The 22,642-nt window shown below is 30.1% G+C and carries 20 protein-coding genes and 1 pseudogene; 5 read left to right on the top strand and 16 right to left on the bottom strand.

The features are described from left to right. Positions 1-11: 11 nt before the first annotated feature. A complete protein-coding gene (locus CRV03_RS00105) occupies positions 12-323 on the bottom strand; it encodes a pyrimidine/purine nucleoside phosphorylase (protein WP_129083106.1) in 312 nt (103 codons plus the stop codon). A 116-nt stretch (positions 324-439) separates the two neighbouring features. Between CRV03_RS00105 and recO the strand changes: the two genes are divergently transcribed. After that, positions 440-1,057 (top strand): recombination protein RecO, encoded by a 618-nt coding sequence (gene recO / locus CRV03_RS00100; RefSeq protein WP_129083105.1) that lies wholly within the window; start codon positions 440-442, stop codon positions 1,055-1,057. Between the two features lie 4 nt (positions 1,058-1,061). Here the strand turns inward: recO and CRV03_RS00095 are convergent, their stop codons facing one another. The 3 genes from CRV03_RS00095 to CRV03_RS00085 all read right to left on the bottom strand — a co-directional run bounded on the left by CRV03_RS00095 (position 1,062) and on the right by CRV03_RS00085 (position 5,032). Then, on the bottom strand, positions 1,062-1,880 hold the full coding sequence (locus CRV03_RS00095) for an HDOD domain-containing protein (protein WP_129083104.1): 819 nt from the start codon (positions 1,878-1,880) through the stop codon (positions 1,062-1,064). A gap of 50 nt (positions 1,881-1,930) precedes the next feature. Continuing rightward, a complete protein-coding gene (gene ychF, locus CRV03_RS00090; protein ID WP_129083103.1) occupies positions 1,931-3,034 on the bottom strand; it encodes a redox-regulated ATPase YchF in 1,104 nt (367 codons plus the stop codon). 120 nt (positions 3,035-3,154) lie between these two features. Further along, positions 3,155-5,032, bottom strand: coding sequence for a 7TM diverse intracellular signaling domain-containing protein (locus CRV03_RS00085; RefSeq protein ID WP_164968582.1), 1,878 nt, complete (start codon positions 5,030-5,032; stop codon positions 3,155-3,157). Between the two features lie 89 nt (positions 5,033-5,121). On the opposite strand from CRV03_RS00085, the gene CRV03_RS00080 reads away from it, so the two are divergent. Then, complete coding sequence (locus CRV03_RS00080) at positions 5,122-5,790, top strand: response regulator (protein WP_129083101.1); 669 nt, start codon at positions 5,122-5,124, stop codon at positions 5,788-5,790. A gap of 65 nt (positions 5,791-5,855) precedes the next feature. Here the strand turns inward: CRV03_RS00080 and CRV03_RS00075 are convergent, their stop codons facing one another. The 12 genes from CRV03_RS00075 to ispG form a co-directional block, all read right to left on the bottom strand. Next, positions 5,856-7,526 (bottom strand): ShlB/FhaC/HecB family hemolysin secretion/activation protein, encoded by a 1,671-nt coding sequence (locus CRV03_RS00075; protein WP_129083100.1) that lies wholly within the window; start codon positions 7,524-7,526, stop codon positions 5,856-5,858. Positions 7,527-7,540: 14 nt separating this feature from the next. Then, positions 7,541-10,708, bottom strand: coding sequence for a filamentous hemagglutinin N-terminal domain-containing protein (locus tag CRV03_RS00070; protein ID WP_129083099.1), 3,168 nt, complete (start codon positions 10,706-10,708; stop codon positions 7,541-7,543). 164 nt (positions 10,709-10,872) lie between these two features. Continuing rightward, positions 10,873-11,553, bottom strand: a complete 681-nt coding sequence (locus tag CRV03_RS00065; RefSeq protein ID WP_129083098.1) for a response regulator transcription factor — start codon at positions 11,551-11,553, stop codon at positions 10,873-10,875. Between the two features lie 19 nt (positions 11,554-11,572). Beyond that, the gene (gene rfaE1, locus CRV03_RS00060; protein WP_129083097.1) at positions 11,573-12,565 is read right to left on the bottom strand and encodes a D-glycero-beta-D-manno-heptose-7-phosphate kinase; all 993 of its coding nucleotides are present in this window, start codon (positions 12,563-12,565) and stop codon (positions 11,573-11,575) included. A gap of 30 nt (positions 12,566-12,595) precedes the next feature. Next, positions 12,596-14,002: a leucyl aminopeptidase gene (locus CRV03_RS00055; RefSeq protein WP_129083096.1), complete on the bottom strand. Its 1,407-nt coding sequence runs from the start codon at positions 14,000-14,002 to the stop codon at positions 12,596-12,598. Further along, positions 14,003-14,677: a DedA family protein gene (locus tag CRV03_RS00050; RefSeq protein WP_129083095.1), complete on the bottom strand. Its 675-nt coding sequence runs from the start codon at positions 14,675-14,677 to the stop codon at positions 14,003-14,005. It lies immediately after the preceding gene. Positions 14,678-14,689: 12 nt separating this feature from the next. Continuing rightward, a complete protein-coding gene (trpB, locus tag CRV03_RS00045; protein ID WP_258238952.1) occupies positions 14,690-15,907 on the bottom strand; it encodes a tryptophan synthase subunit beta in 1,218 nt (405 codons plus the stop codon). Between the two features lie 9 nt (positions 15,908-15,916). After that, the gene (locus CRV03_RS00040; RefSeq protein ID WP_129083094.1) at positions 15,917-16,459 is read right to left on the bottom strand and encodes an adenine phosphoribosyltransferase; all 543 of its coding nucleotides are present in this window, start codon (positions 16,457-16,459) and stop codon (positions 15,917-15,919) included. A gap of 54 nt (positions 16,460-16,513) precedes the next feature. Beyond that, positions 16,514-17,038 (bottom strand): D-glycero-beta-D-manno-heptose 1,7-bisphosphate 7-phosphatase, encoded by a 525-nt coding sequence (gene gmhB, locus CRV03_RS00035; protein ID WP_129083093.1) that lies wholly within the window; start codon positions 17,036-17,038, stop codon positions 16,514-16,516. 8 nt (positions 17,039-17,046) lie between these two features. Beyond that, on the bottom strand, positions 17,047-17,436 hold the full coding sequence (locus CRV03_RS00030) for a type II secretion system protein (protein WP_129083092.1): 390 nt from the start codon (positions 17,434-17,436) through the stop codon (positions 17,047-17,049). Between the two features lie 67 nt (positions 17,437-17,503). Then, a complete protein-coding gene (locus tag CRV03_RS00025) occupies positions 17,504-18,943 on the bottom strand; it encodes a replicative DNA helicase (RefSeq protein ID WP_129083091.1) in 1,440 nt (479 codons plus the stop codon). Next, complete coding sequence (gene ispG, locus CRV03_RS00020; protein ID WP_129083090.1) at positions 18,943-20,016, bottom strand: flavodoxin-dependent (E)-4-hydroxy-3-methylbut-2-enyl-diphosphate synthase; 1,074 nt, start codon at positions 20,014-20,016, stop codon at positions 18,943-18,945. The genes CRV03_RS00025 and ispG overlap by 1 nt, the downstream gene beginning before the upstream one ends. Before the next feature lie 100 nt (positions 20,017-20,116). Here ispG and CRV03_RS00015 point away from each other — a divergent pair, with 100 nt between their 5' ends. The 3 genes and pseudogenes from CRV03_RS00015 to glyA all read left to right on the top strand — a co-directional run. Then, positions 20,117-20,842, top strand: a complete 726-nt coding sequence (locus CRV03_RS00015) for a CvpA family protein (RefSeq protein WP_129083089.1) — start codon at positions 20,117-20,119, stop codon at positions 20,840-20,842. A 2-nt stretch (positions 20,843-20,844) separates the two neighbouring features. Beyond that, positions 20,845-22,371, top strand: coding sequence for a lysine--tRNA ligase (gene lysS / locus CRV03_RS00010; RefSeq protein WP_375153729.1), 1,527 nt, complete (start codon positions 20,845-20,847; stop codon positions 22,369-22,371). Positions 22,372-22,391: 20 nt separating this feature from the next. After that, positions 22,392-22,642 (top strand): annotated as a pseudogene (gene glyA / locus CRV03_RS00005) (serine hydroxymethyltransferase); the annotation flags it as partial.

The raw sequence follows: 22,642 nt of genomic DNA, 5'->3' as shown, positions 1-22,642 counted from the left end.
TTCTATTTTAATTATACTCTTTCAAAAGAACAACAATAGTCTACTAAAGAAGTTACTTTTAATTTATACTTAGAGTTTTGTGCAATCTTAAAAGTTGCAGGTGCTACATATTCAACCCAGTCTTCTGCTGGTAACATAACTTCAACAACTCCAGAATTAATATCAATAGTTGCTTTATTTACAGTATTTAATTCATATTCACCAGGTAACATAATTCCTAAAGTCTTTTTACTTCCATCTTCAAATGTAATACTTCTACTAGTAATGTTTCCATCAAATAAGATATTTGCTTCTTTAGCAATACTTACATTATTAAAATCCATCAAAGTCCCTTTTCAATTTTAAAAAATTTTGTTTTATTTTAACATAATAATTATTTGAAGCAAATATCTATTTTATGTTTGATATAATTTTTTTCAATTTTAGTTAAAAGAAGAGAATGCAAGGTTACATAATAGATATTAAAAAAGTCAGAGACGATGACTTAATTGTTACTATATTAACAGAGAGTCAAGTTTATACTTGTTATAGATTTTATGGAGCAAGACATTCAAATATCAATATCGGATACAAAATAGATTTTGAATTAGAAACAAATATAAAAAGTACTATTCCAAGACTTAAAGATGTAATTCAACTTGGTTTTCAATGGATATTTGATACAGAAAAACTTTATTGCTGGCAAAGATTTATAAAACTATTTCATCCTCACTTAAAAGATGTAGAAGCAATAGATGATTTTTATTTTAATCTTCTAGATAAACTTGTACATGAAATGATTAAACAAAATCCTAAAAGAGCTATTTGTAACAACTATTTAGAACTTTTAGATTATGAAGGAAGACTTCATCCAGACTTTGAATGTTTTTTATGCGAATCAAAAATTACTAAAAACTTTTCTCTAGTTAGAAGTTTTGTACCTACACATAGTACTTGTAGTTACAGTAGAAAGTTTGATAAAAAAAAGATGGAAGAGTTATATTTAAATAAGAACTTGATACTTTTTAATGATAGTGAAATAGAATATTTATGGAATATTCTACTTCAAGGTTTATAGAAGATTACTCGTCTAGTAATCTATCTTCTAGTTTTTCAATAGCTTGTTTTAAACTTTTTATATCTAAATCATAACTATTTGCTTTTGCAATACCTTTTTCGATGTTTTCAACACTCATTGGGTCAGTTACATTACAAATTGTTTTAATTACATCTAAAACTTCTGATTTAGATTTACATGCTGGTTCACACTTATCTATATCATCTACATTTTCAATCACAGAAATAAGATTTTCACTTAACTTCCAGTGTCTAAATATTTTTGCAGTAATTTGAGAAGTTGTTACACCAACAGTCTCTCTTTCTGCTTGAGCAATTGTATGACCAGTAGAAATAAGGTTTTTAAACTCTTCAGTCTTCCCTTCACTATCAATTACATCTGCAAGAACAAACTTTCCAGCTTCTTGTAAAAGTGCAGGAAGAACTAACTCCTCTTTTAAGTCAAAAGATACTTTATTTAACCAAAGAGAAGCTAATGTAGTTGCTAGGTTTGATGCTCTCATAAAGTCATCACTATTTATTCCATAGGCTGATAAGTTTGATTTTAAAAGATTTTGAACTGTACCACCAATTGCAATAGATATTGTAAAGTTAATTCCTAAAAGGTTAATAGCTTTACTAGCTGTTTCAACTTTACTTCTAAATCCAAACATTGCTGAGTTTGAAACTTTTAATAGTGTAGATATTATTAAAGCATCTTTTTCGATGATTTGTAATAATTCAAAAGCCTCTTTTTCATTCTTTTGTCTGAACTCTTCAATATCTAAAACTGTTTTCGGAAGTGGTGGTAGTGCTTCAATCTTCTCAATTATAGTATCAGTCATTTTATTCTCCTGCAACCAAAGGTTATTTTATGTAACACAATTATATCAAATTAAGTGTTAAATCTGAAATGCATTACGTCACCATCTTGAACAACGTAATCTTTTCCTTCAAGTCTTAGCTTTCCAGCCTCTTTACATTTAACTTCTCCACCTAAAGATACGAAATCCTCATAAGAGATAACTTCTGCTTTAATAAATCCTTTTTCAAAGTCATTATGAATAACAGCTGCTGCTTGAGGAGCTTTTGTATTTTTTCTAATAGTCCAAGCTCTAACTTCTACTTTTCCAGCAGTGAAGTATGATTGAAGACCTAACTTATCAAATGCTTTATGAATGATTTGTTCTAAACCAGATTCAGCAACACCTAAATCAGTTAAAAGTTCTTTTGCTTCATCATCATCCATTCCAACTAGCTCTTCTTCAATTTTAGCACAAAGAGTAATTACATCTGCATTTACTTCATTTGCATGAGCTCTTAATGCTTCAACATACTCATTTGTACCTTCCATTAAAGAGTCTTCATCCATGTTTGCACCATAGATTACATCTTTATTTGATAAGAATCTTAACTCTTTGTCCATTTGAAGGAATAAATCATTTTCAATATCTTCAAAAGTTTTAACAGGCTGAAGATCTTCTAAGTGTTTTAATAATGCCTCTGCTACAACTAACATAGCTGCGGCTTCTTTAGAAGCTTTAGATTGTTTTTTTAGTTTTTCAATTTTCTTTTCACACTGAGTAATATCAGCATAAATAAGTTCAGTCTCAATAATTTCAATATCTCTAATAGGATTTACATCACCTTCTACGTGAGTAATATTTCCATCATCAAAACATCTAACCATGTGTAAGATAACTTCTACTTCTCTAATATTTGATAAGAATTGGTTTCCTAAACCTTCACCTTTACTCGCCCCTCTAACTAGTCCAGCAATATCAACAAAATCAATTGTTGAGTGTTGGATTTTATCTGGGTTAACGATTTTTGCTAATTCGTCTAATCTTTTATCTGGTACTGGTACGATTGCCTTATTTGGTTCAATTGTACAGAAAGGATAATTTTGAGCCTCTGCATTTTGTGCTTTTGTTAAAGCATTAAAAGTTGTTGATTTACCTACGTTTGGAAGCCCTACTATACCTACACCTAATCCCATTAATTTCCTTTTATCATTTCGAAATTTTATATTTTATTTATTGAATCAATAAATATAGTTCATATATTTTAAAAATAGATTATAAACAATTATGGCAAAGAAATAGATAAAGTGTTCTATTTACTTCTCATTATTTTCACTAATGTTTTTTTTAATTTTATTCTTAAAATAGAGAGAAATATGTGTTCCATTCTCTACTTTTATATTAAGATTACCTTCTAATTGTTCCGTGGCTAAAGACTCAACCATCATTTGACCAAAAGTAATTTTATCTGATTTTATTAATCCTTTTCCGTTATCCAAAACTTCTAATAAAATTCCTTTTTTATAATTATTTAAATAAATAGAAATACAACCTTTTCTACCATCAAAAGCATATTTAATTGCATTTGTAACTAGTTCATTTACTATTAAGCCACAATAAATAGCTTCTTCAATATCAAGAATAGCATTTATATTTAATTTGAAAGAGATATTTTCTAATTCAAAACCATTTTTTATATTTTCAATAACTTTTTCAAAGTACTCTTTAGCATTTATACTTTCAAGATTTTTTTGATTATAAAGCATTTGATGAACAATACTCATCGCATGAATTTTTCTCTCTACATCATGCAAATTCTCTTCCATTTTTTTATCTGCATTTTCATTAAGTTTTAAAGCATATAAAGAGGTAATAAACTGCATATTATTTTTTACTCTATGATGCAACTCTTTTAGTAGTAGTTCATTTTGTTTCAATTCGCTATTTAATTCTTTTGTTCGAATTTTAACGATTTTTTCTAAACGCCTTGATTCAGTTTTTTCTTTTTTTAAAAGTTCAACAGTCAAATCATTTTTCTTCTTTTCCAAATTCTTTATTCTATAGGCTAAAGAAATAGCAAAAAGAATAACTTCAGCCATAATAAGAGTTTCAAAAGTATATCCATATATATATTCAACAGGAAGAATTCCCATATATTGGAAAAATAAGGATAGCCAAGCAAGCAAGGCAAAACTCCAGCCTAATAAGAAAAAATTAGCTTGTGGGTTTTTCTTGTAAAGAGCATAAAACCCAATCCATAAGAAATAATATGGTGTAAAAAATTGGAATAATACAACTTGAGGAATAGTAAAGATATCAAAAATTTGTAAAATAAAATAGATTGGAATTATAAAAATTAATAGCTTTAAAGATAAATCAATTTTTGGGTAAAGCTTTGTATTCAAAAAGTATCGTATAAAAAGAGTCATTGTAAAACTAACTAACACATTTACATAAAAAACATTAAAATAAAAATCATTTTTTACAAAATTAGGGTTATCCATCGGGAAAAGATAAAATTTTGCATTTATTGAGAATTGACTCTGCATCAGAGTTGCAATTAGATATAAAAAATAGAATAAAAATATTTTATCTTTTGTAAAGATAAATAAAAAGATATTATAAATAATTAAAGAAAAAATACCTCCAAAAAAGAGTGCCCACATAATCTGTTTTAGAGTATCTTCCTTATAAAACTCTTTTGGTTCATAAAGTTGTGGTTTAAACCACAAGGATAATTTTTCATTTTTAACATTTAGATAATAACTTTCTATACTATTTGCATTTATTGATATAGGCAAACTAAGAGCAATAGTTCCATCAAACTCTTTAAGATGATAAATTCCAGTTGTTTTTTGTGAAATTAGTTTTTTATTTTTTACTTTATATAAATCAACTCTTTCAGTAGATAGATTATCTATTCTTAATATTTTATCTATATTTTTATTCGTAGAGTTTTGAAGATTAAACTTTATCCAAACTCCTTCAGGAGTTAGATTACAATAATCAATTGCTTCTTTTTTAGTTGTTTCAAACTTATCCCCTTTTTCAAGGATAGTTAAAATTGTCTCTTTATTTTCAACATCATGGTAGACTTTAGAATATTCTAATAAATTAACAGTCTCTTTTTTATCTACTACAATTGTTGCACTTAAAGTTAAAAAAGAAAAAAACAGGAAAAATAATAGTCGCATAACACTCTTTTTTCTAAAGTTTAACATAAAAAGAATAATTTGATAAACTTATAACGATAAATATAACGATAGAGGGATAAAATAATTTTATGAAAAAAATAAAGATACTAATAATTGAAGATATGATGTTGACTGCTCAAAAGATGAAAAGAACTCTACAATTAGCAGGTTATGATGTTGTTGCAATTGCAAGTAAAAGTGAACAGGCAATTGAAGTGATGTTACATAATGATATTGACCTTATAATTGCAGACATAAATATCAAAGGAGAACTAAATGGTATCCAAACAGCTCAACTAATTCAAAAAAACTTTAATGTTCCCGTTATATTCTTAACTTCATATCATGATGATTCAACTCTTGAGGAGGCTTCTATTGTAGATTTTACAGGTTACATAGTTAAACCTTATTTAGATAGTCATCTTTTAAGGGAGGTAAAACTTGCTTCTTTTCGCTTTGGATTAAGCGATAAAATTGAACCTATTTCTTTAAATAACTATATTTATGATTCAAAAAACAAAGCTTTATTTAAAGATAGCAAACAAGTTAAACTTACAAAGAAAGAAGAACAATTTTTGCATATATTAATACAAAATAAAAATACTTTAGTATCAAATGAATATATAGATTTAGTTTTATGGCATGATAGTATGACTTATGATGAGAATAGAAGACAACTACTTTTTAGACTAAGAAAAAAAATACCTGATTTAGAAATACAAACTATAAAAGGAGAAGGTTATATTTTAAAAGTCTAAAATTATACTTTTTGAAACTATAAAGTTTTCTATTCTCTGACTAAAAAGAAAGTCAGAGAATTTCATTAGAAAATATACCCTAACTGAAACATAAATCTTGAGTTATAGTCATTCTCACTAGATATATCTGCTGCACCTACCTTATAAGCTAGATGGGAATTAATAAAAAAATCTTCATACCTACCATAATAGCTCAAGCCTATATCTTGTAAGGTTCTACTTTTTTCATTGGTTATATTTTTGCTCATATATACTCGAGCATTGTCATAAAAAAGACCTATTTTAGAGTTGATTCCACTAGAAGAAGGAAGATTATATGTTAATTCAGTAGTATAGATATAACCATTTTCTGCACTTTCCTCTCCTGATGGATATAGTTTTACTCCGTTTATCCCTCCAAGACTCATATCTTCTGAGCCATCTAGGTTTTTATCACCTAAAGCATATTGAAGTTGTAACTTATTTTTCCAAGTGAATTTTTCACTTAATATAAGAGTGTTTTCAAGATCGATATTTAACTTTGAAAAATCTCCATTTGTATTAGCACTATCTTGATCACTCAATCTGTCTTGTTCCTCTTTGAACTTTAGTCTTCCATAGCTAATAGAGGTGTCTATTTTAGATTCTGAGTATTTCCCAAATATAAGTGATCTTTTCATATAGTCAATTCCAAGCTTTGCAACTAAAGTGCTTTTTTTGAGTTCACTATCAACTGCTCGCATCTCATCGCTCATTTTGTTGTATGAAGTTTGAAGATAGGTGTTCAATATCTCTTGTGGAGATAAAAGATATGGATAGCTTATATTTGCACTAAAACTATCAGAATCTCCTAAAGCATCAAGTGTTTTATATCTTTCTCCTAGTTCATAAGTGGTTTTTGCATAACTTATTGAACCCTTTAGTCCACTGCCATTTAAAGGTAGTTCATACGCAACTCTTCCATTTAAAAGTCCTATATCATCTGAACTAAGTGCTGATATGGAAAGTTTATCTCCAATTCTAAAAGGGGAGTTTATATCTAAACCTGCCATAGCTCTATATTCTCCTGTATAAGGAGATCCATAATTATCAACTATGATGTATCCATTGTACGGTTTTGTTCTATCTAGTCCTATCACAAAGCTACTTGTCCCTACATCTTTTCCTGGTTTTATCTTGGAGTTTATCACTTTTACTCCAGGAGTCTCATTGATAAGTAACAAACCTCTTTGAAGAGACTCTGTAGAGATGATCTTATTTTTCTTTATCCCCTCTAGTTTAGCTTGTAAAACAGAATCTTTTACTAAAGAGTTATTTTGTAGTTCAAAATCTCCATATTCCCCTTCTATAACTGCTATCTTTAAAAGTTTATTTTGTTTTTGAAGGTTTTGTACAGGGATATATGCTCTTGCTATAAAGTATCCTTTATCTTTATATGCTTTTGTGATAAGTTCTGTGATATCTTTCATATCTTTAAAGCTAAGCATCTTTTGTTCATATGGTCTTACTATCTTTTTTAGTTCTTTATTGCTTAGTTGTATAGCTCCTGTTATTAAAAACTTTTTTACCTTTACTTTCTTTCCATCTTCTAAAGTTCTTTTATACTCTTCACTCTCTTGCACTAAAGGAGGTAGTATCTCTTTTTTCTTCTGTATCTTTGGTGGTTTTGCTTCATTTAAGAGATTACCTATGTTTGGAATAGGAGCTGCATTTAAACTTAATGTTGCAGCTACTAATAGTATAGATGTTTTTTTCATTTTTTTCTTTCCTTTTAAATTGACTTTTCTTCTTTTTCATCATCTTGATTATTGCTATTGTCTAAACTAAACTGTTGTTTATTTCCAAAGGGAATATTGATACCACCGTTTAACATTTGTAAAACAACACCGGGGATAAGAGCTAGTTCATTTGTATTTAGCTGTTGGAAGAGAGTTTGCATATCTACTTCACTTTTGAGTAATGCTTCGATATCTTTATTTGTTAATACTGTTTGATTAGCAATTGGGGTTATAACACTAGTTAAATCAGGCATAGTTGGCTCAACAGAAATATCTCCAATTTGAACACTATTATTCGCTGAATATGCTAAAAGTGAAGGAAGTTCATAGTTACTAGCTAATCCACCGTTTGTTCCATCTTGTAGAATGATCTCTTTTATGAAGTTATTGGCTACAGGATCACTTGAATTTGCTTTTGCACCAATATATTCTAGTGTTTCACTTCCTACAAGATTGCCAAGGGTTACAAAGCCTGTAAGATCATCTGTACCATCATAGTCTTTTGAAGCTTCTAAAGTTAAACCCCTTTTATTGATAACTAAACTACCATCTACAAAAGTGATGTTGTAGTTTTCATCTGTACCACTTAGGTTTGTATTGTAAGTTCCTGCATTAGTCCCAATTACGCTATCTCCTGTAACTCCATCAAGTACAGCTATAGTTTCTCCACTGACTAAACCACTTGCAGTAAAGCCATTTGAATTTTGTGCAGTTCCATTATAAGTGGTAGTATTTGAATTCCCTGTTACTGTGATATCTTTTTTGTTGGTAGTTAAAGTACCAGTATCATAACTTATAATATATCCTTGTTGTGAAGAGTATAAACCATCTAAGTTAACTGTAGCAGTTCCTGCATTTTTTAGATCATCATTTGAAGTATAGTTAAGAGATCCTTGTAATAAAGAGCTATCATAAGAGGGATCTGAGTAAGTCACACCTCCATTTCCACTATAAGTAGTACCATCATAAGTTCTTGTATGATCATTTGCTTTTACAGTAAGCTCAGTCATAAAAGTTCTCAAAAGTGGTCTTGTATGCCCCTCATAGATAATCCAATCATTACTAAAATCAAAGCCTGCGTAAGTGGCTTCATTAAAAGCATTGATTGTGTTGGTTGAGCTGTAGATTCCTAAAGCTCCTGCTGATGAAGCATTTCCTACACCATTGGTTTGTCCTGTGGTGTCTATATCCCAATATGAGTTGTTGATGTTTAACACACCATCAATTAAACTACTTCCAACTAACCCTCCAACATGAACACCAGTTCCAGTTACTGTTCCTGTAGCATAAGAATTATTTATTGTACTAGTATCAGAAGTTCCTATTAACCCACCAATACTATTTATACCTGTAACTTCTCCTGCAGCATAAGAGTTAGAAATTGTTGTATGTGTACCATATCCAATTAATCCTCCTATCGAATGACTTTCTCCACTAACATCTCCTGTAGAGTAGGAGTTTGTGATGGTTAGGTAGTTACTATCCCCAACTAATCCTCCAACAATTCTATAGCCGATAACTTCTCCTATGGCATAAGCGTTTGAAATTGAAGTGTTATTATCACTTTTACCCACTATCCCCCCAACAGAAATACCACCGTTAATATCTACATTGATCAGTCCTAGATTTAATATGTTTGCACTATTAGATCCATAAGCACTGGTATAACCAAACAATCCTACGTAATCTTCACTACCTCTATTGATATACAAACCATCTATAACAAATCCCTTACCATCAAAGCTTCCTGTAAATCTTGTATCAATATTATTTGTAGAGTTATCCCCTATTTGTTTAAAGCCTCTTCCACCATTCCAAGTGTTTGTGATACTCGCATCAATGTTTGAGCCTAACTCATAATTACCATTTAAAGCTTGACTTATCCATTGAAGTTGATTGATATTATTGATGATTACTTTTCCAGTTGTTGCATCAAATTTTATTGCTGCATTTCTATTAACTGCATTAAAGTAAACTCCACCATTAGTACTATTGGTATTTTCTATAGTTGCATTTACATATATCTCATCACCAGCTGTTAGTGTAAGCTTTGTAGCATCACCCCAAGTGATATTTTCATTTACAGTGATATCTTCATCTGCTTGAAGTTCTACATCCGCAGAAGATAGGGCATTTATAATAGCAGTAGCACTTACACTTGATCCACTTAAGTCAGTTCCACCACTTGATTCTATTATCATATTAACAGGATCTAAAAGCCACGTAGAAGCTTCTATAGAAGTTGAAGAAGCTACATTTAGCTCTGTCCCTGAAGTCTCTATAAAACCACCTTTAGCTTTTATAGTTCCATCAATATTTGCAGTTCCCCCATGAGCAAAGAGTTCCACATGTCCTGAAATACTATCTAAAGAATTAGCTTCTATGATTCCAGTATTATTTACAACTCCTCTTAGAAGTTCATCTACTGCATGAGTAGTTAGATAAACTTCTCCACCATCAGCTAGTATAGTTCCAGAGTTTTCAACTAGTGCATCTAAGACACCTTTATCTACAACAAGATCAACTAAAGAATTACCATTTAGATTTATTGTATATTCATCTGCACCTGTTAATTGTACTCTTCCTTTTACTGCTTCTATCTCTCCAGAGTTTCTTACTTCATTAGAGGCTAGTATCACATAACCATTGTCTTTTATCTTTATAGTACCTTGATTGATAATAGACTCAGTAGAATCTCCACTAAAGCTATAGTTTCCACTTTGAAAATCAGTGTCACTTATATCTTTAGTAGTAGCTAATAGCCCACTTGTATTAATAGAAGCATTCTTTCCAAATAAAACTCCATTTGAATTAAGTATCCAAACTTGACCATTGGCATTAAGTGCACCATCTATGATACTTCTTTCATTTCCTACTACTCTATTTAAAGTTATAGAGTTTTTATCTGGTTGAATGAAGTTTACAACTTCATCAGCTTTTATACCAAACTTTTGCCAATTGATAGAGGCTTTGGAAGTGGATTGATTGATGTTGGTAGTTTTATTAACTTGATTTATAGAAGCATTTCCTGAAGTAACTACTCCACCAGATGGAGCTGCAAAGCTAAGAGTTGTTGCTCCAAGTAAAGCACTAACAACTAAGCTTATCTTTCCACCTTTTAGGATTCTAAATCTTGAGCTATAATCATGTAGATGTTTCATAATATTATCCTTGAATAAAGAAGAGACGTATCTCTTTTTCTTATATTCAAGTATTATATTTAGCTTTCGTTACTTTCGTCGTTACTTTTGTTGATTTAATAAATAAAAAGTTTAAAGTTATCCTATATCAAAAGAGACTATTTCTATAGATATAGGATGTTTAATTAGTAGTTTAAAATATAACCACTACCATAAATACTATCAATAATATCTACAGGTAATTTTTTTCTTAATCTTTTAACTAAGTTTCTAATACTAGCATCATTTACATTATTTTCAGTATTCCATACATATGAAGAAATCTCTTCTGGTTTTACAATTTGATTTTTCTTATTTAATAATAACTCAAATAAGATTCTCTCATTTTTAGTTAAATCTACAATCTTATCTTTAAAGAATAGAATTCTAGACCTAGCATCCCAGTAACATTTATTGTTAATTACAACTTTATCTTCATCATTTACTGTATCATTTTTTAATCTTTCAAAAGAGTTTTCAATAACTTCTTTAAACTCATTTCTATTGATTGGCTTAATTAAATAATCCACAAGATTTAATTTAATAGCCTCAAAAAGATACTCTTTATGAGAGTGTGCACTTAAAACAATAATTGGCGTAGTTTGGTCAACTTCTCTAATCTTCCTAATAACTTCTAAACCATTTAATTGTGGCATAGTAATATCAAGAAGTAAGATATTTGGCTTCTTATCTTTATATAAGTTAAGAGCTTCTAGCCCATCACTTGCTTCATAAATCTTATCGAAATACTTCTCTAAATATAAAACGTAATTCTTTCTTACGCTTTCATCATCCTCTGCATATAATACTGAATAACTATTTTCCATGTCATTTCCTAATATAGTTTTATTTTACTTTACAAGCTAAGTTTTTTTCTATTAATTTTCTATCTAAATATACTTGGTCTGATTGAATTTCATCAATCGAAACTGTAGCTGTTCCAGTTTTTCTTAATACTACACCTGTAGCTAAGTTTGCAAACTCAACTGAATCATAAATAGAGTTGTTTAACCCTAGTGAAAATCCAATTGATGCTAATACAGTATCACCAGAACCTGTTACATCAAATACTTCTAATGGAACAGTTGGCATAACTGATAATTTATTCTCTCTTAATACTGCAATACCCTCTTCTGCTAAAGTTATAATTGCATGTTCTGTATCAAACTCTTTTTGAATAGCTTTTAAAGCATCTAATAACTTATCATCATTAGAGATTTCTATGTTTGATACAGCTTGTGCTTCTTCTTTATTTGGAATAATTAAAGTAGCACCTTTGTATTTTGTATAATCACTTCCATATGGATCAACGATTGTTTTAACATTGTTCTTATTTGCATAAGCAATAATTTTTTGAGTAAAATCTTTAGTTAAAACACCTTTTCCATAATCTGCTAACAAAATTGCATCGTATGCTTTTATTTTTTCAACTAATTTAGAGTAAAGACTTTTTACATTATCAAAAGAGATATTATTTTTACTTTCATGGTCAAATCTAAATACTTGAGAGTTACCTGCGACAATTCTAGTTTTTTTAGATGTTTTACGTCCTTTTTGTTCAATCAAAAAAGATTTTGTTTGAATTTCATCTAAAAGATGCTTTAAAAGTTTTGCATTGTCATCATCACCAACAACAGACATTACACTAACTTTTGCACCTAATGAAGCAAGGTTTCTTATAACATTACCTGCACCACCTAAAACTGATTCTTCTTTTGTTACATCAACAACAGGGATAGGAGCGTCTGTTGCTATTCTGTCACAAGACCCCATAAGGTATGAATCAATCATTAAGTCACCAATAACTAAAACTTTAGGTTTTTTCTCAATATTTATCATTTTTTCTCCTAATGAAAATATACTATAACATTATTTAATATTCTTTAAAAACTCAAGAGTCATTCTAACTCCTGCACCACTTCCACCAAATGGATTATATCCCCAAGCCTTCTCGACATAGGCAGGTCCAGCGATATCATGGTGTACCCATTTATCTTTATTTTCTTTTGAAATAAATTTTTCTAAGAAAATTCCCGCTGTAATCGAACCTCCATATCTAGTGTTTGCAATATTATTTATATCTGCAACCTCAGATTTGATTGTTTTCTTTAAAAATCTATTAAAGTGTAAAACAGTAGCATATTCACCTGCTTTTTCAGCATTATTTACAACTTCTTGAGCTAATTGATTATTATTACCCATGATACCAGAAGTATATTCACCTACTCCAACTACACAAGCACCAGTTAATGTTGCATAATCAAAAAGATAATCAATATTTTTAATCTCATCTTGTGCATAACATAAACAATCAGCTAATACTAGTCTTCCTTCTGCATCTGTATTTTTAACTTCAATAGTAGTTCCATTTTTAGCTTTTAATACATCATCAGGTTTATAAGCATCTCCACCAATCATATTTTCAACAGCACCAACAATACCATGAACTTCAAAAGGAAGTTGTAGTTTTGAAATAACACTCATTATTCCAAGAACTGCACAACCACCACTTTTATCTGATTTCATAGTTGTCATAAAGTCTGCTGGTTTTAAAGATAGCCCACCTGAATCATACGTTAAACCTTTTCCAACTAATACTATTTTCTTCTTAGCATTTGATGGTTTATATGATAAATGAATAAGTTTAGATTCATGTCTTGACGCTCTACCAACACTTAGCATTGCAAACATTGCATTTTTTTCTAAATACTTTTCACCATGAATTACACACTCTAATTTTGTTTCCTTAGCGATATCTTTTGCTTCTTTTGCCATAACATCTGGATAGAAATCATCTGGTGTAGTATTTACCATATCTCTTGTTTTATTTACAGCTTTTGCAATCTCTAAAGACTCTTCAAAACTATTTTTAATAGTTTTTGTAACTTTTTCAATACAAAAGTTTAACTCTTTTTCTTTCTCTTTTTTCTTTTCAGATTTATATTTATCAAATTTATAAGCACCAAGAGCAGCACCTTCAACTAAAGCTTTTAAACTCTCTTTTTCAGCTTTAACTTTTGCACTTGTAAATTTTGTTGAGTTAAATTTTTTAACAGCAGTTGCAATTGCAATTGCTAAAGAGTCATAATCATTAGCTTCACAACCAACAAAAATCTTTCTTGATTCAGGAAGTAAAACTGATACTTCATCTTTTGCTTCAAAACCTAAATTTTCTAAAATCTCTTTTTCTTTTAAATTTTTAATAGAATCTACAATTATAATTTCTAAATCAGTATTTACTTTTTTTATATTTTTTTCAATTAAATTTAATACCATTTATTTCTCCTTTTTCTTTGTCATTACATGGAAATAATAAACTATACTTCCACCAATTAATAATGCGAATGGTAAAGCATAATACCAGTGTTCTTTTAACCATTTTAAAACAATTAAAATCTCTTCACCAAAGTACCAAGTTGGAACGATAGTAATAGCTGCCCAACACCAAGCACTAATAAGATTAATAAAAGCAAAAGTCTTTGCACTATATCTTGTTAGTCCAATTGAGATTGGAATAATTGTTCTCATACCATACATATATCTTTGAACAAAAATAATTGGCCAACCATATTTTTGTAATAAAATATGAGCTAAGGCAAATTTTCTTCTTTGACCTTTGAACTTTCTATGAACATAAGACTTATTAAATCTTCCAGTATAAAAGTAGATTTGGTCACCAACAAAGCCACCAAGTCCTGCAATAAAAATTGCCATATACATATTCATATCACCAGTATGAGATAAAAGACCAGCCATAATAAGACCAGCTTCACCTTCTAAAATACTCCAAGCAAATAAAATTATATATCCATATGTTTTTAAAAGATAAACAAACCTATTTTCAATACCTTCAACAGGTGCTTGATAAAGGCTATATCCTAAAAAAACCACAAATAAAGCTACTACTATAAAAAGTATTTTTCCTGCATTATTTCTTAAAAACTCTTTCATCCCTAGCCTTATTTAGTCAAAGTGTAAAATTTCTTTAGCTTGAACCATATCCTTATCACCTCGACCAGAAAGACTAATAATCACAGTCTTACCTTGTAACTTATCTTTTGCTTTCTTTAAATATGCAATTGCATGAGCAGATTCAAAAGCAGGAATAATTCCCTCTTTTCTACTTAACCATACAAAAGCATCCATAGCTTCATCATCTGTAACCGAATCATACTGAACTGATTTATTATCTTTATGGAAAGAGTGTTCAGGTCCAATTCCTGGATAATCAAGCCCTGCACTTATAGAGTGAGCTTCTAAAACTTGTCCATTTTCATCTTGTAAAAGATATGAACACTGTCCATGTAAAATTCCTGGTTTCCCTTTTTCTAGAGAACAACCATGTTTATCTGTATCTAGTCCTAAACCACCTGCTTCAATTCCCACACAAGTTACTTCTTCATCTTCTAAGAAGTGTGAGAACATTCCAATTGCATTTGATCCACCACCGATACATGCTAATACATAATCAGGAAGTTTTCCTTCTTTTTCTAAAATCTGTTTTCTAGCTTCATATCCAATAATTGCTTGGAAATCTCTAACCATTAATGGATAAGGATGTGGACCAGCAACAGTTCCAATGATATAAAATGTATCCCTTGCATTTGTAACCCAGTATCTAATAGCATCATTCATCGCATCTTTAAGTGTTCTACTTCCAGACTCTACAGCTATAACTTTTGCACCAAGAAGTTTCATTCTAAATACATTTAACTCTTGTCTCTCAACATCTTTTGCACCCATAAAAACAGTACAATCTAAACCTAAAAGAGCTGCAATAGTTGCAGTTGCAACACCATGTTGTCCTGCTCCTGTTTCAGCAATTACTTTTGTTTTTCCTAGTTTTTTTGCTAAAAGTCCTTGTGCAATTACATTATTAACTTTGTGTGCACCTGTATGATTTAAATCTTCTCTTTTTAGATATACTTTTGCACCTATTTCTTCACTAACATTTCTTGCTAAGTATAAAGGGTTTTCTCTTCCTACATAATCTTTAAGTAAGTCATTGACTTCAGTCCAAAAACCTTTATCAAATCTATATTTGTTATACTCTTCTTCTAGCTCTTTTAAAATAGGCATTAAAGTTTCAGGGACATATCTTCCTCCAAACTCTCCAAAATGTCCATTTTCATCTGGATCAAATTTACTTTTCTTTGGTATATAAATGTTATTTTCTTTCATATCACTTCTTTAAATTTCTAATATTGAATATACTGGTGCATGCTCTTCTACTTTTTTTGCACCCTCTAAAAATGTTAAGTTTAATAAAAAACATACTTCAACTAAATCGGCATCAACATGTTTGATAAGTTTGGCAGCTGCATTTGCTGTTCCACCTGTTGCAATTAAATCATCAATCATTAATACTCTTGCATTTTTCTTTGGAAAAGCATCAAGATGAATTTCAACTTCGTCAAAACCATACTCTAATTCATATTTTTCACAAACTGTTGTACTAGGAAGTTTTCCTTTTTTTCTAACTGGAACAAAACCAACTTTTAATCTATCCGCTAATGCTGCACCAAAAATAAACCCTCTTGAGTCTATTCCTGCAACATAATCTAAATCATAGGATTTGTACCTTTGTTCTAAATGGTTCATTAAAGTTTGATATGCTTCTTTATTATTTAATAGTGTTGTAATATCTTTAAAAACAATCCCCTCTTTTGGGAAATCTTTGATATCTCTAATTGAATCATTTATTATTTTTTTCTCTTCTTGAGTTAATACCATATTAAATCCTAACATTATTTTTTACAAAGTGTAATTATTCTATCTAAAAAAATATTATGTCTGTATAATTTTATCTATATCCTTAATACTTTCACAAATATACTTAGCAAGTGACTCATTTTCATTAAATTTATGACCTGATTTAACCTGTATTGTATTTAGTATTCCTGCATTTTTAGCACATTTTATATCAGAAGATTTATCTCCTACAAGCCATGAGTTTTCTAAATCGATATTGTGATTTTCTAGTATCTTATCAATCATACCAGTTTTAGGTTTTCGGCAAAGACAGTTGTCATTAGGACCGTGGGGACATAGTTCTACTTGCGATATTACAATTTCATTATTTCTGAACTCTTGTAACATCCATGAAGTTAGTTTTTCAAAATCTTCTTTTGTATAATAACCTCTTCCTATTCCTGATTGATTTGTTATTATAAAAAGTTTATAGCCTAAGTTTTGTACTTTCTTTAAAGAGTCAAATATTCCATCAATAAACTCAAAATCTTCTATTTTATATAAGTAGTTTTTCTCAACATTTACTACTCCATCTCTATCCAAAAAAACAGCTTTTGTCATCAGCAACCTTATATTAAGTCAAATGTTTCACTTTTTACACCCATCTCTTCTAATATTTTACAAACATTTCCTTTAGATGGTTCAATTGTAATAATTATACTAGACTCTGATAGTTCTAAGCTTAGACACTCTTCTTTTTTGTCATTAAAAAGCATTTTTTTATCTTCAACTAGCCAATTTGACTCGTTTACACTTACACTATCAGTGATTTTTTCAATTTCTTGGTTTATTAAATAGTAGCTTTGAACGGAGGTTATTACAGTAATTAAGTCTCTTTTTATTGTGGAAGCAAGAGCACTATCTCTTGTATCAATATATTTAGGAACTGCAAAAGAAGCTATAATACCTATTACAACAATTGCAAAAATAAGTTCAAGTAAGGAGAAAGCCTTTTTCATAATCAAACCTTATAATAAGATTTATTATTATGGCAAGTACTTTCTTAAATATAAATAACTTTAAATATTATAAAATATTAGGAACCTCAATATTTGCTTCTTTTTCAGTATCAGAAATAGATTCAAATACTACTTCAATAGGAGCATCATTAGAGTTTTCTTTATCAACAAATCTCGTGTATTGCTTTTGGAAATCAAGTTTAACAGTACCAATTGGACCATTTCTTTGTTTACCAATAATAATCTCAGCTTCTTCTTCAGGCTTATTTACAAAAGTAGATTTATACTCTTCACCTTTGTCTTTAGCTTCTTTCTCTTTTCTTGCTTCATCTCTTTCTCTATATACATCATCCCTATAAACAAACATGATAATATCGGCATCTTGCTCAATAGCACCAGACTCCCTAAGGTCAGAAAGCATTGGTCTTTTATCAGGTCTATTTTCAAGTCCCCTGTTTAACTGAGAAAGTGCAATAACAGGAATTTTCATCTCCCTAGCAAGCATTTTAAGTCCCCTTGAAATATCAGAAACCTCTTGGTGTCTATCTTTATTTCCAGTTCCTTGCATAAGTTGAAGATAATCGATGATTACCATTGAAATTTTATTATCTTCATTTTGAGCTAGTTTTCTAACCCTTGCTCTTAACTGGTTAATGTTAATACTACCACCATCATCAACAAAAAGTTTTTTCTGGTTTAAATCTTCAAAGGCTCCCGTTAAGTTTGCCCATTGATTATCATCCATATCACCTTTTCTTAGGTTTTGTAAAGGGATTGAAGTTTTTGCAGCAAGCATCCTTAACATAAGTTGTTCTGCTGGCATTTCCAGAGAGAAAAAGATAACACCTTTTCCTGCTTCAACATTGGCTAAAGCCATATTTAAAACAAGTGCTGTTTTACCCATAGCAGGTCTTGCAGCTAAAATTACAAGGTCACCTTCATTAAATCCGGTTGTTCTTTTATCTAAATCATAAAATCCAGTTGTTTGCCCTGTTAAGTGAGTATTTCCTAACTCTTTCATTTTCTTTATGTATGAAAGAGTATCAGAAGTAATAGTTTCCATCTCTTTTAACTCAGAAGTTGCACTATCTGTAGAGATTTTATAAAGTTCGCCTTGAACTGTGTCTAAAGCATCATTTGCACTTACTTCATCTTCTATTGCAACTTTTTTTATTGTTGTTGCAAGAGTTGCTAGTTCTCTTTTTACAGAACCATCTTTAATCTCTTTTACATATGCTAAAGTATTTGTAATTGGGTTAGCAGAAAGTATTTCAAGTAATATTGAATCATCAACATCTTTAGAATCAACTCTTTTTTTAATAAACTCCTCATCAATTGGCATTGACTCATCATGAAGTTTTGACATTACTTCATAAATTTTTTGATGTGCAGGTAAATAGAAATCTTTAGGTTTTAAAACACCTAAAATATCTTCTAACTCCTCTGGATTAAAAAGAACTGAACTTAAAACTGCTCTTTCAATATTTATACTATATACACTATCCACTAATTATTACCCTCTTTCTTTGCTTCAAATTCTACTTCTTTTAAAAATCTATCTAATAATTGGTCTGTTGGAAGTTTTGCTATTGTCTCACCTTTTTTGATGATTAGCCCAACTCCTTTTCCATATGCAATCGCAACATCAGCAGCTTTTGCTTCACCTAAAGCATTTACAACACATCCCATAACAGATACATTTAAAGGTGTTTTAATATGCTTAGTTTTCTCTTCAACTTCTGCAACAGCACTTACTAAATCAGCTTCAATTCTTCCACAAGTCGGACATGAAATAATATTTAAGCCCTCTTGTACAAGTCCTGCATCTTTAAGTATTGCTCGCCCTACTTCAATCTCTTTTTCAAGCTCACCTGTCATAGACACTCTTAAAGTATCACCAATACCATCAAGAAGTAAACTTCCAAGTGCAATTGAAGATTTTATAGTTGAATGAAACTGTGTTCCAGCTTCTGTTACACCCAAGTGGAAAGGATAATTATTCATAGGTCTTAGCATTCTATATGCTTCAACTGTTCTTTGAACATCACTAGCTTTTAATGATACTTTAATATCATCAAAACCTAAATCCTCTAAATACTTAATATTATAGTCCGCACTCTCTACCATACCACGTGCTGTTTGGCCATATTTGTCTTCAAATTGTGACTCTAAAGAACCACAGTTTACTCCAATTCTAATTGGAAGATTTCTTTGTTGACAAGCCTTTACAACCTCTGTAACCCTTTTTTTATCTCCTATATTTCCAGGATTAAGTCTGATACAGTCTACCACTTCTGCTGCTATTAATGCTAATTTATAGTTAAAATGTATATCTGCAACTAGTGGTAAAGAAGTTTGTTCTTTAATAGCTTTTAATGCATTTGCTGCTTTTAAGTCAGGAACTGCAACTCTTACGATGTCTGCTCCTGCAAAGTGTAATGCTCTAATTTGTTCTACGGTTGCTTCCACATCGGAAGTCTTACTATATGTCATAGATTGAACTGATATTGGAGCATCTCCTCCAATAGCAACATCACCTACGAAAATCTTTTTTGTTGGATATCTTTTTACATTGTTCATAATAGAAAGAATTCTAGCAAAAAAAGATTAATATCTCTTAAACTTTTATTTTAGAAAAACTAAGATATAATTGCGCCATATTATAAATATAAGGATATTTATGCAAGAGTTTACTGCATTTGATATAATAATCTTAAGTATTACTGTTTTATTAGGTCTTAAAGGCCTTATGAAGGGCTTTATAAAAGAGGTTTTTGGTTTAGTTGGAATAATAGGTGGTATTTTTGTTGCATCTAGGCTTTCTGAAAATATTGGTGGTATTATTGCACCTATCTTAGCCTTAGAAAATGGTTCAACTAATAAACTTATTGGTTTTATCGTAGGTCTTATTGGTTTTTGGATTATTCTTTATGTTGCTGGAATTATAATCAGTAATATCTTCTCTGCAAGTGGACTTGGAATCTTTGATAGAATTTTAGGATTCTTATTTGGTAGTGCAAAAATATTCTTTATATTCTCAGTAATTACTTATGCTGTTTATCAAATTGAGTCATTTAGAAACCTTTTAGATGAAAAAGTTTCTACTTCAATAACTTTCCCTCTTCTTGTAAAAACTGGTGATTTCATTATTAAACTAGACCCAGCAGACTTTACTAAAAAAATCGAAGAAAAACTTCCTTCAAATGAAGATGGTGAAAAAGTAAATATCTCTGAAGAAGCAAAAAAAACTTTTGAAGAGTTAAAAACAACGACTAATGAAACAATTGAATCTACAAAAGAAGCAGTAAACAAAGAGATTGAAAAAGCAACTAAAGAAGCTACAGAAAATATTGTTAATTCAATTTCAAATGAAGAAAATACAACTAATACGGAAAAAGGAAATTAATATTGTTTGAAAATAAATATATACAACAAAGAATAGAAAAAGCTAATGTTTTAAGAGAGTTAGGGGTAAACCCATATGCAAATGATAGTGCAAGAAATACAACTATTAGTAAATATTTAAATGTAAATACAGATATTTTCCAAAAAGAAGATAAAAGAGATGAAAATAGACACTATACAGTTGCAGGAAGAATTAAGTTCTTCAGACTTATGGGTAAAGCATCTTTCTTAAAAATTGAAGACGAAAGTGGAATTCTACAAATTTATGTAGCAAGAGATAACCTACCAGAAGGTTTCTATAACAATATTTTCAAAAAGAACATTGAAGTTGGAGATATCATTGAAGTAACAGGATACCCATTTATTACTGGTAAAGGTGAGTTATCACTACACGTACATGATTTAACAATTTTAACAAAATCTATTTCTCCACTACCAGAAAAATACCATGGTATCCAAGATAAAGAGTTAAGATATAGACAAAGATATTTAGACTTAATCATGAACTCTCAAGTTAGAAAAACTTTCCATATTAGATCAAAAGTTATCTCTCTTACTAGAAGATTCTTTGAAGATAAAGGTTTCTTAGAGGTTGAAACTCCAATGATGCACCCAATTCCAGGTGGAGCAAATGCAAAACCTTTTGTTACTCACCATAACGCATTAGGTGTTGATAGATTCTTAAGAATTGCACCAGAGTTATATTTAAAAAGATTAATTGTTGGTGGATTTGAAGCAGTATTTGAAATCAACAGAAACTTTAGAAATGAAGGTATGGATGCAACTCACAATCCTGAGTTTACTTCTATTGAGTTCTATTGGGCTTATAAAACATATAAAGATTTAATTGATATTACAAAAGAGTATTTTGAGTATCTATTTGAGCACTTAGATTTACCAATGACTCTTCCATATGGAGATGTTGAAATTGACTTTACTAAGTTCTCTGAAGTTCCATTAATTGAATCACTTACTACTATTGGTGGAGTTCCTGCTGATATTACTGAAGACAAAGATAAAATTATTGCATTTATGAAAGAGAAAAACCTTGAAGTAAATGAAGCTATGAATTTAGGTCAATTACAAGGTGAACTATTTGATGAGTATGTTGAAGAAAAACTTATCAACCCAACATTTATTACTGAATATCCAGTTGAAATTTCACCACTAGCTAGAAGAAATGATGAGAAACCTCATTTAACTGATAGATTTGAGTTATTTATTGCTGGAAAAGAGATTGCAAATGCCTTCTCTGAGCTTAATGACCCATTAGACCAACTTCAAAGATTTGAAGGTCAAATTGCAGCTAAAGATGCGGGTGATGACGAAGCACACGAAATGGATGAAGACTTTGTAAATGCATTATCTTATGGTATGGCACCTTGTGCTGGTCAAGGTATTGGTATTGACAGACTTGTAATGATGTTAACAAATGAACACTCAATTAGAGATGTATTATTATTCCCTGCTATGAAACCAATCAAACATGAAATTGATTTACATGCAGAAGAAGACGAAGACGAAAAATAAATATTAAAGAAGGACTTGAAATGAGCTACATAACAGAAGCAAGACTAGAACAAGCAGATAAAGAGATTTTTGATATCGTAGAAGCAGAACTAGAAAGACAAACAACACACTTAGAGATGATTGCAAGTGAGAACTTCACATCTCCTGCTGTGATGGAAGCAATGGGTTCTGTATTTACTAACAAGTATGCAGAGGGTTATCCATATAAAAGATATTATGGTGGATGTGAATTTGCTGACAAAGCTGAGCAATTAGCTATTGACAGAGCTTG

Origin of the sequence: Arcobacter sp. F155 (assembly GCF_004116455.1) — a bacterium.
GTDB lineage: Bacteria > Campylobacterota > Campylobacteria > Campylobacterales > Arcobacteraceae > Halarcobacter.
Note: the sequence above shows the minus strand (reverse complement) of the source record. Positions and strands in the feature narration are given on the sequence as shown.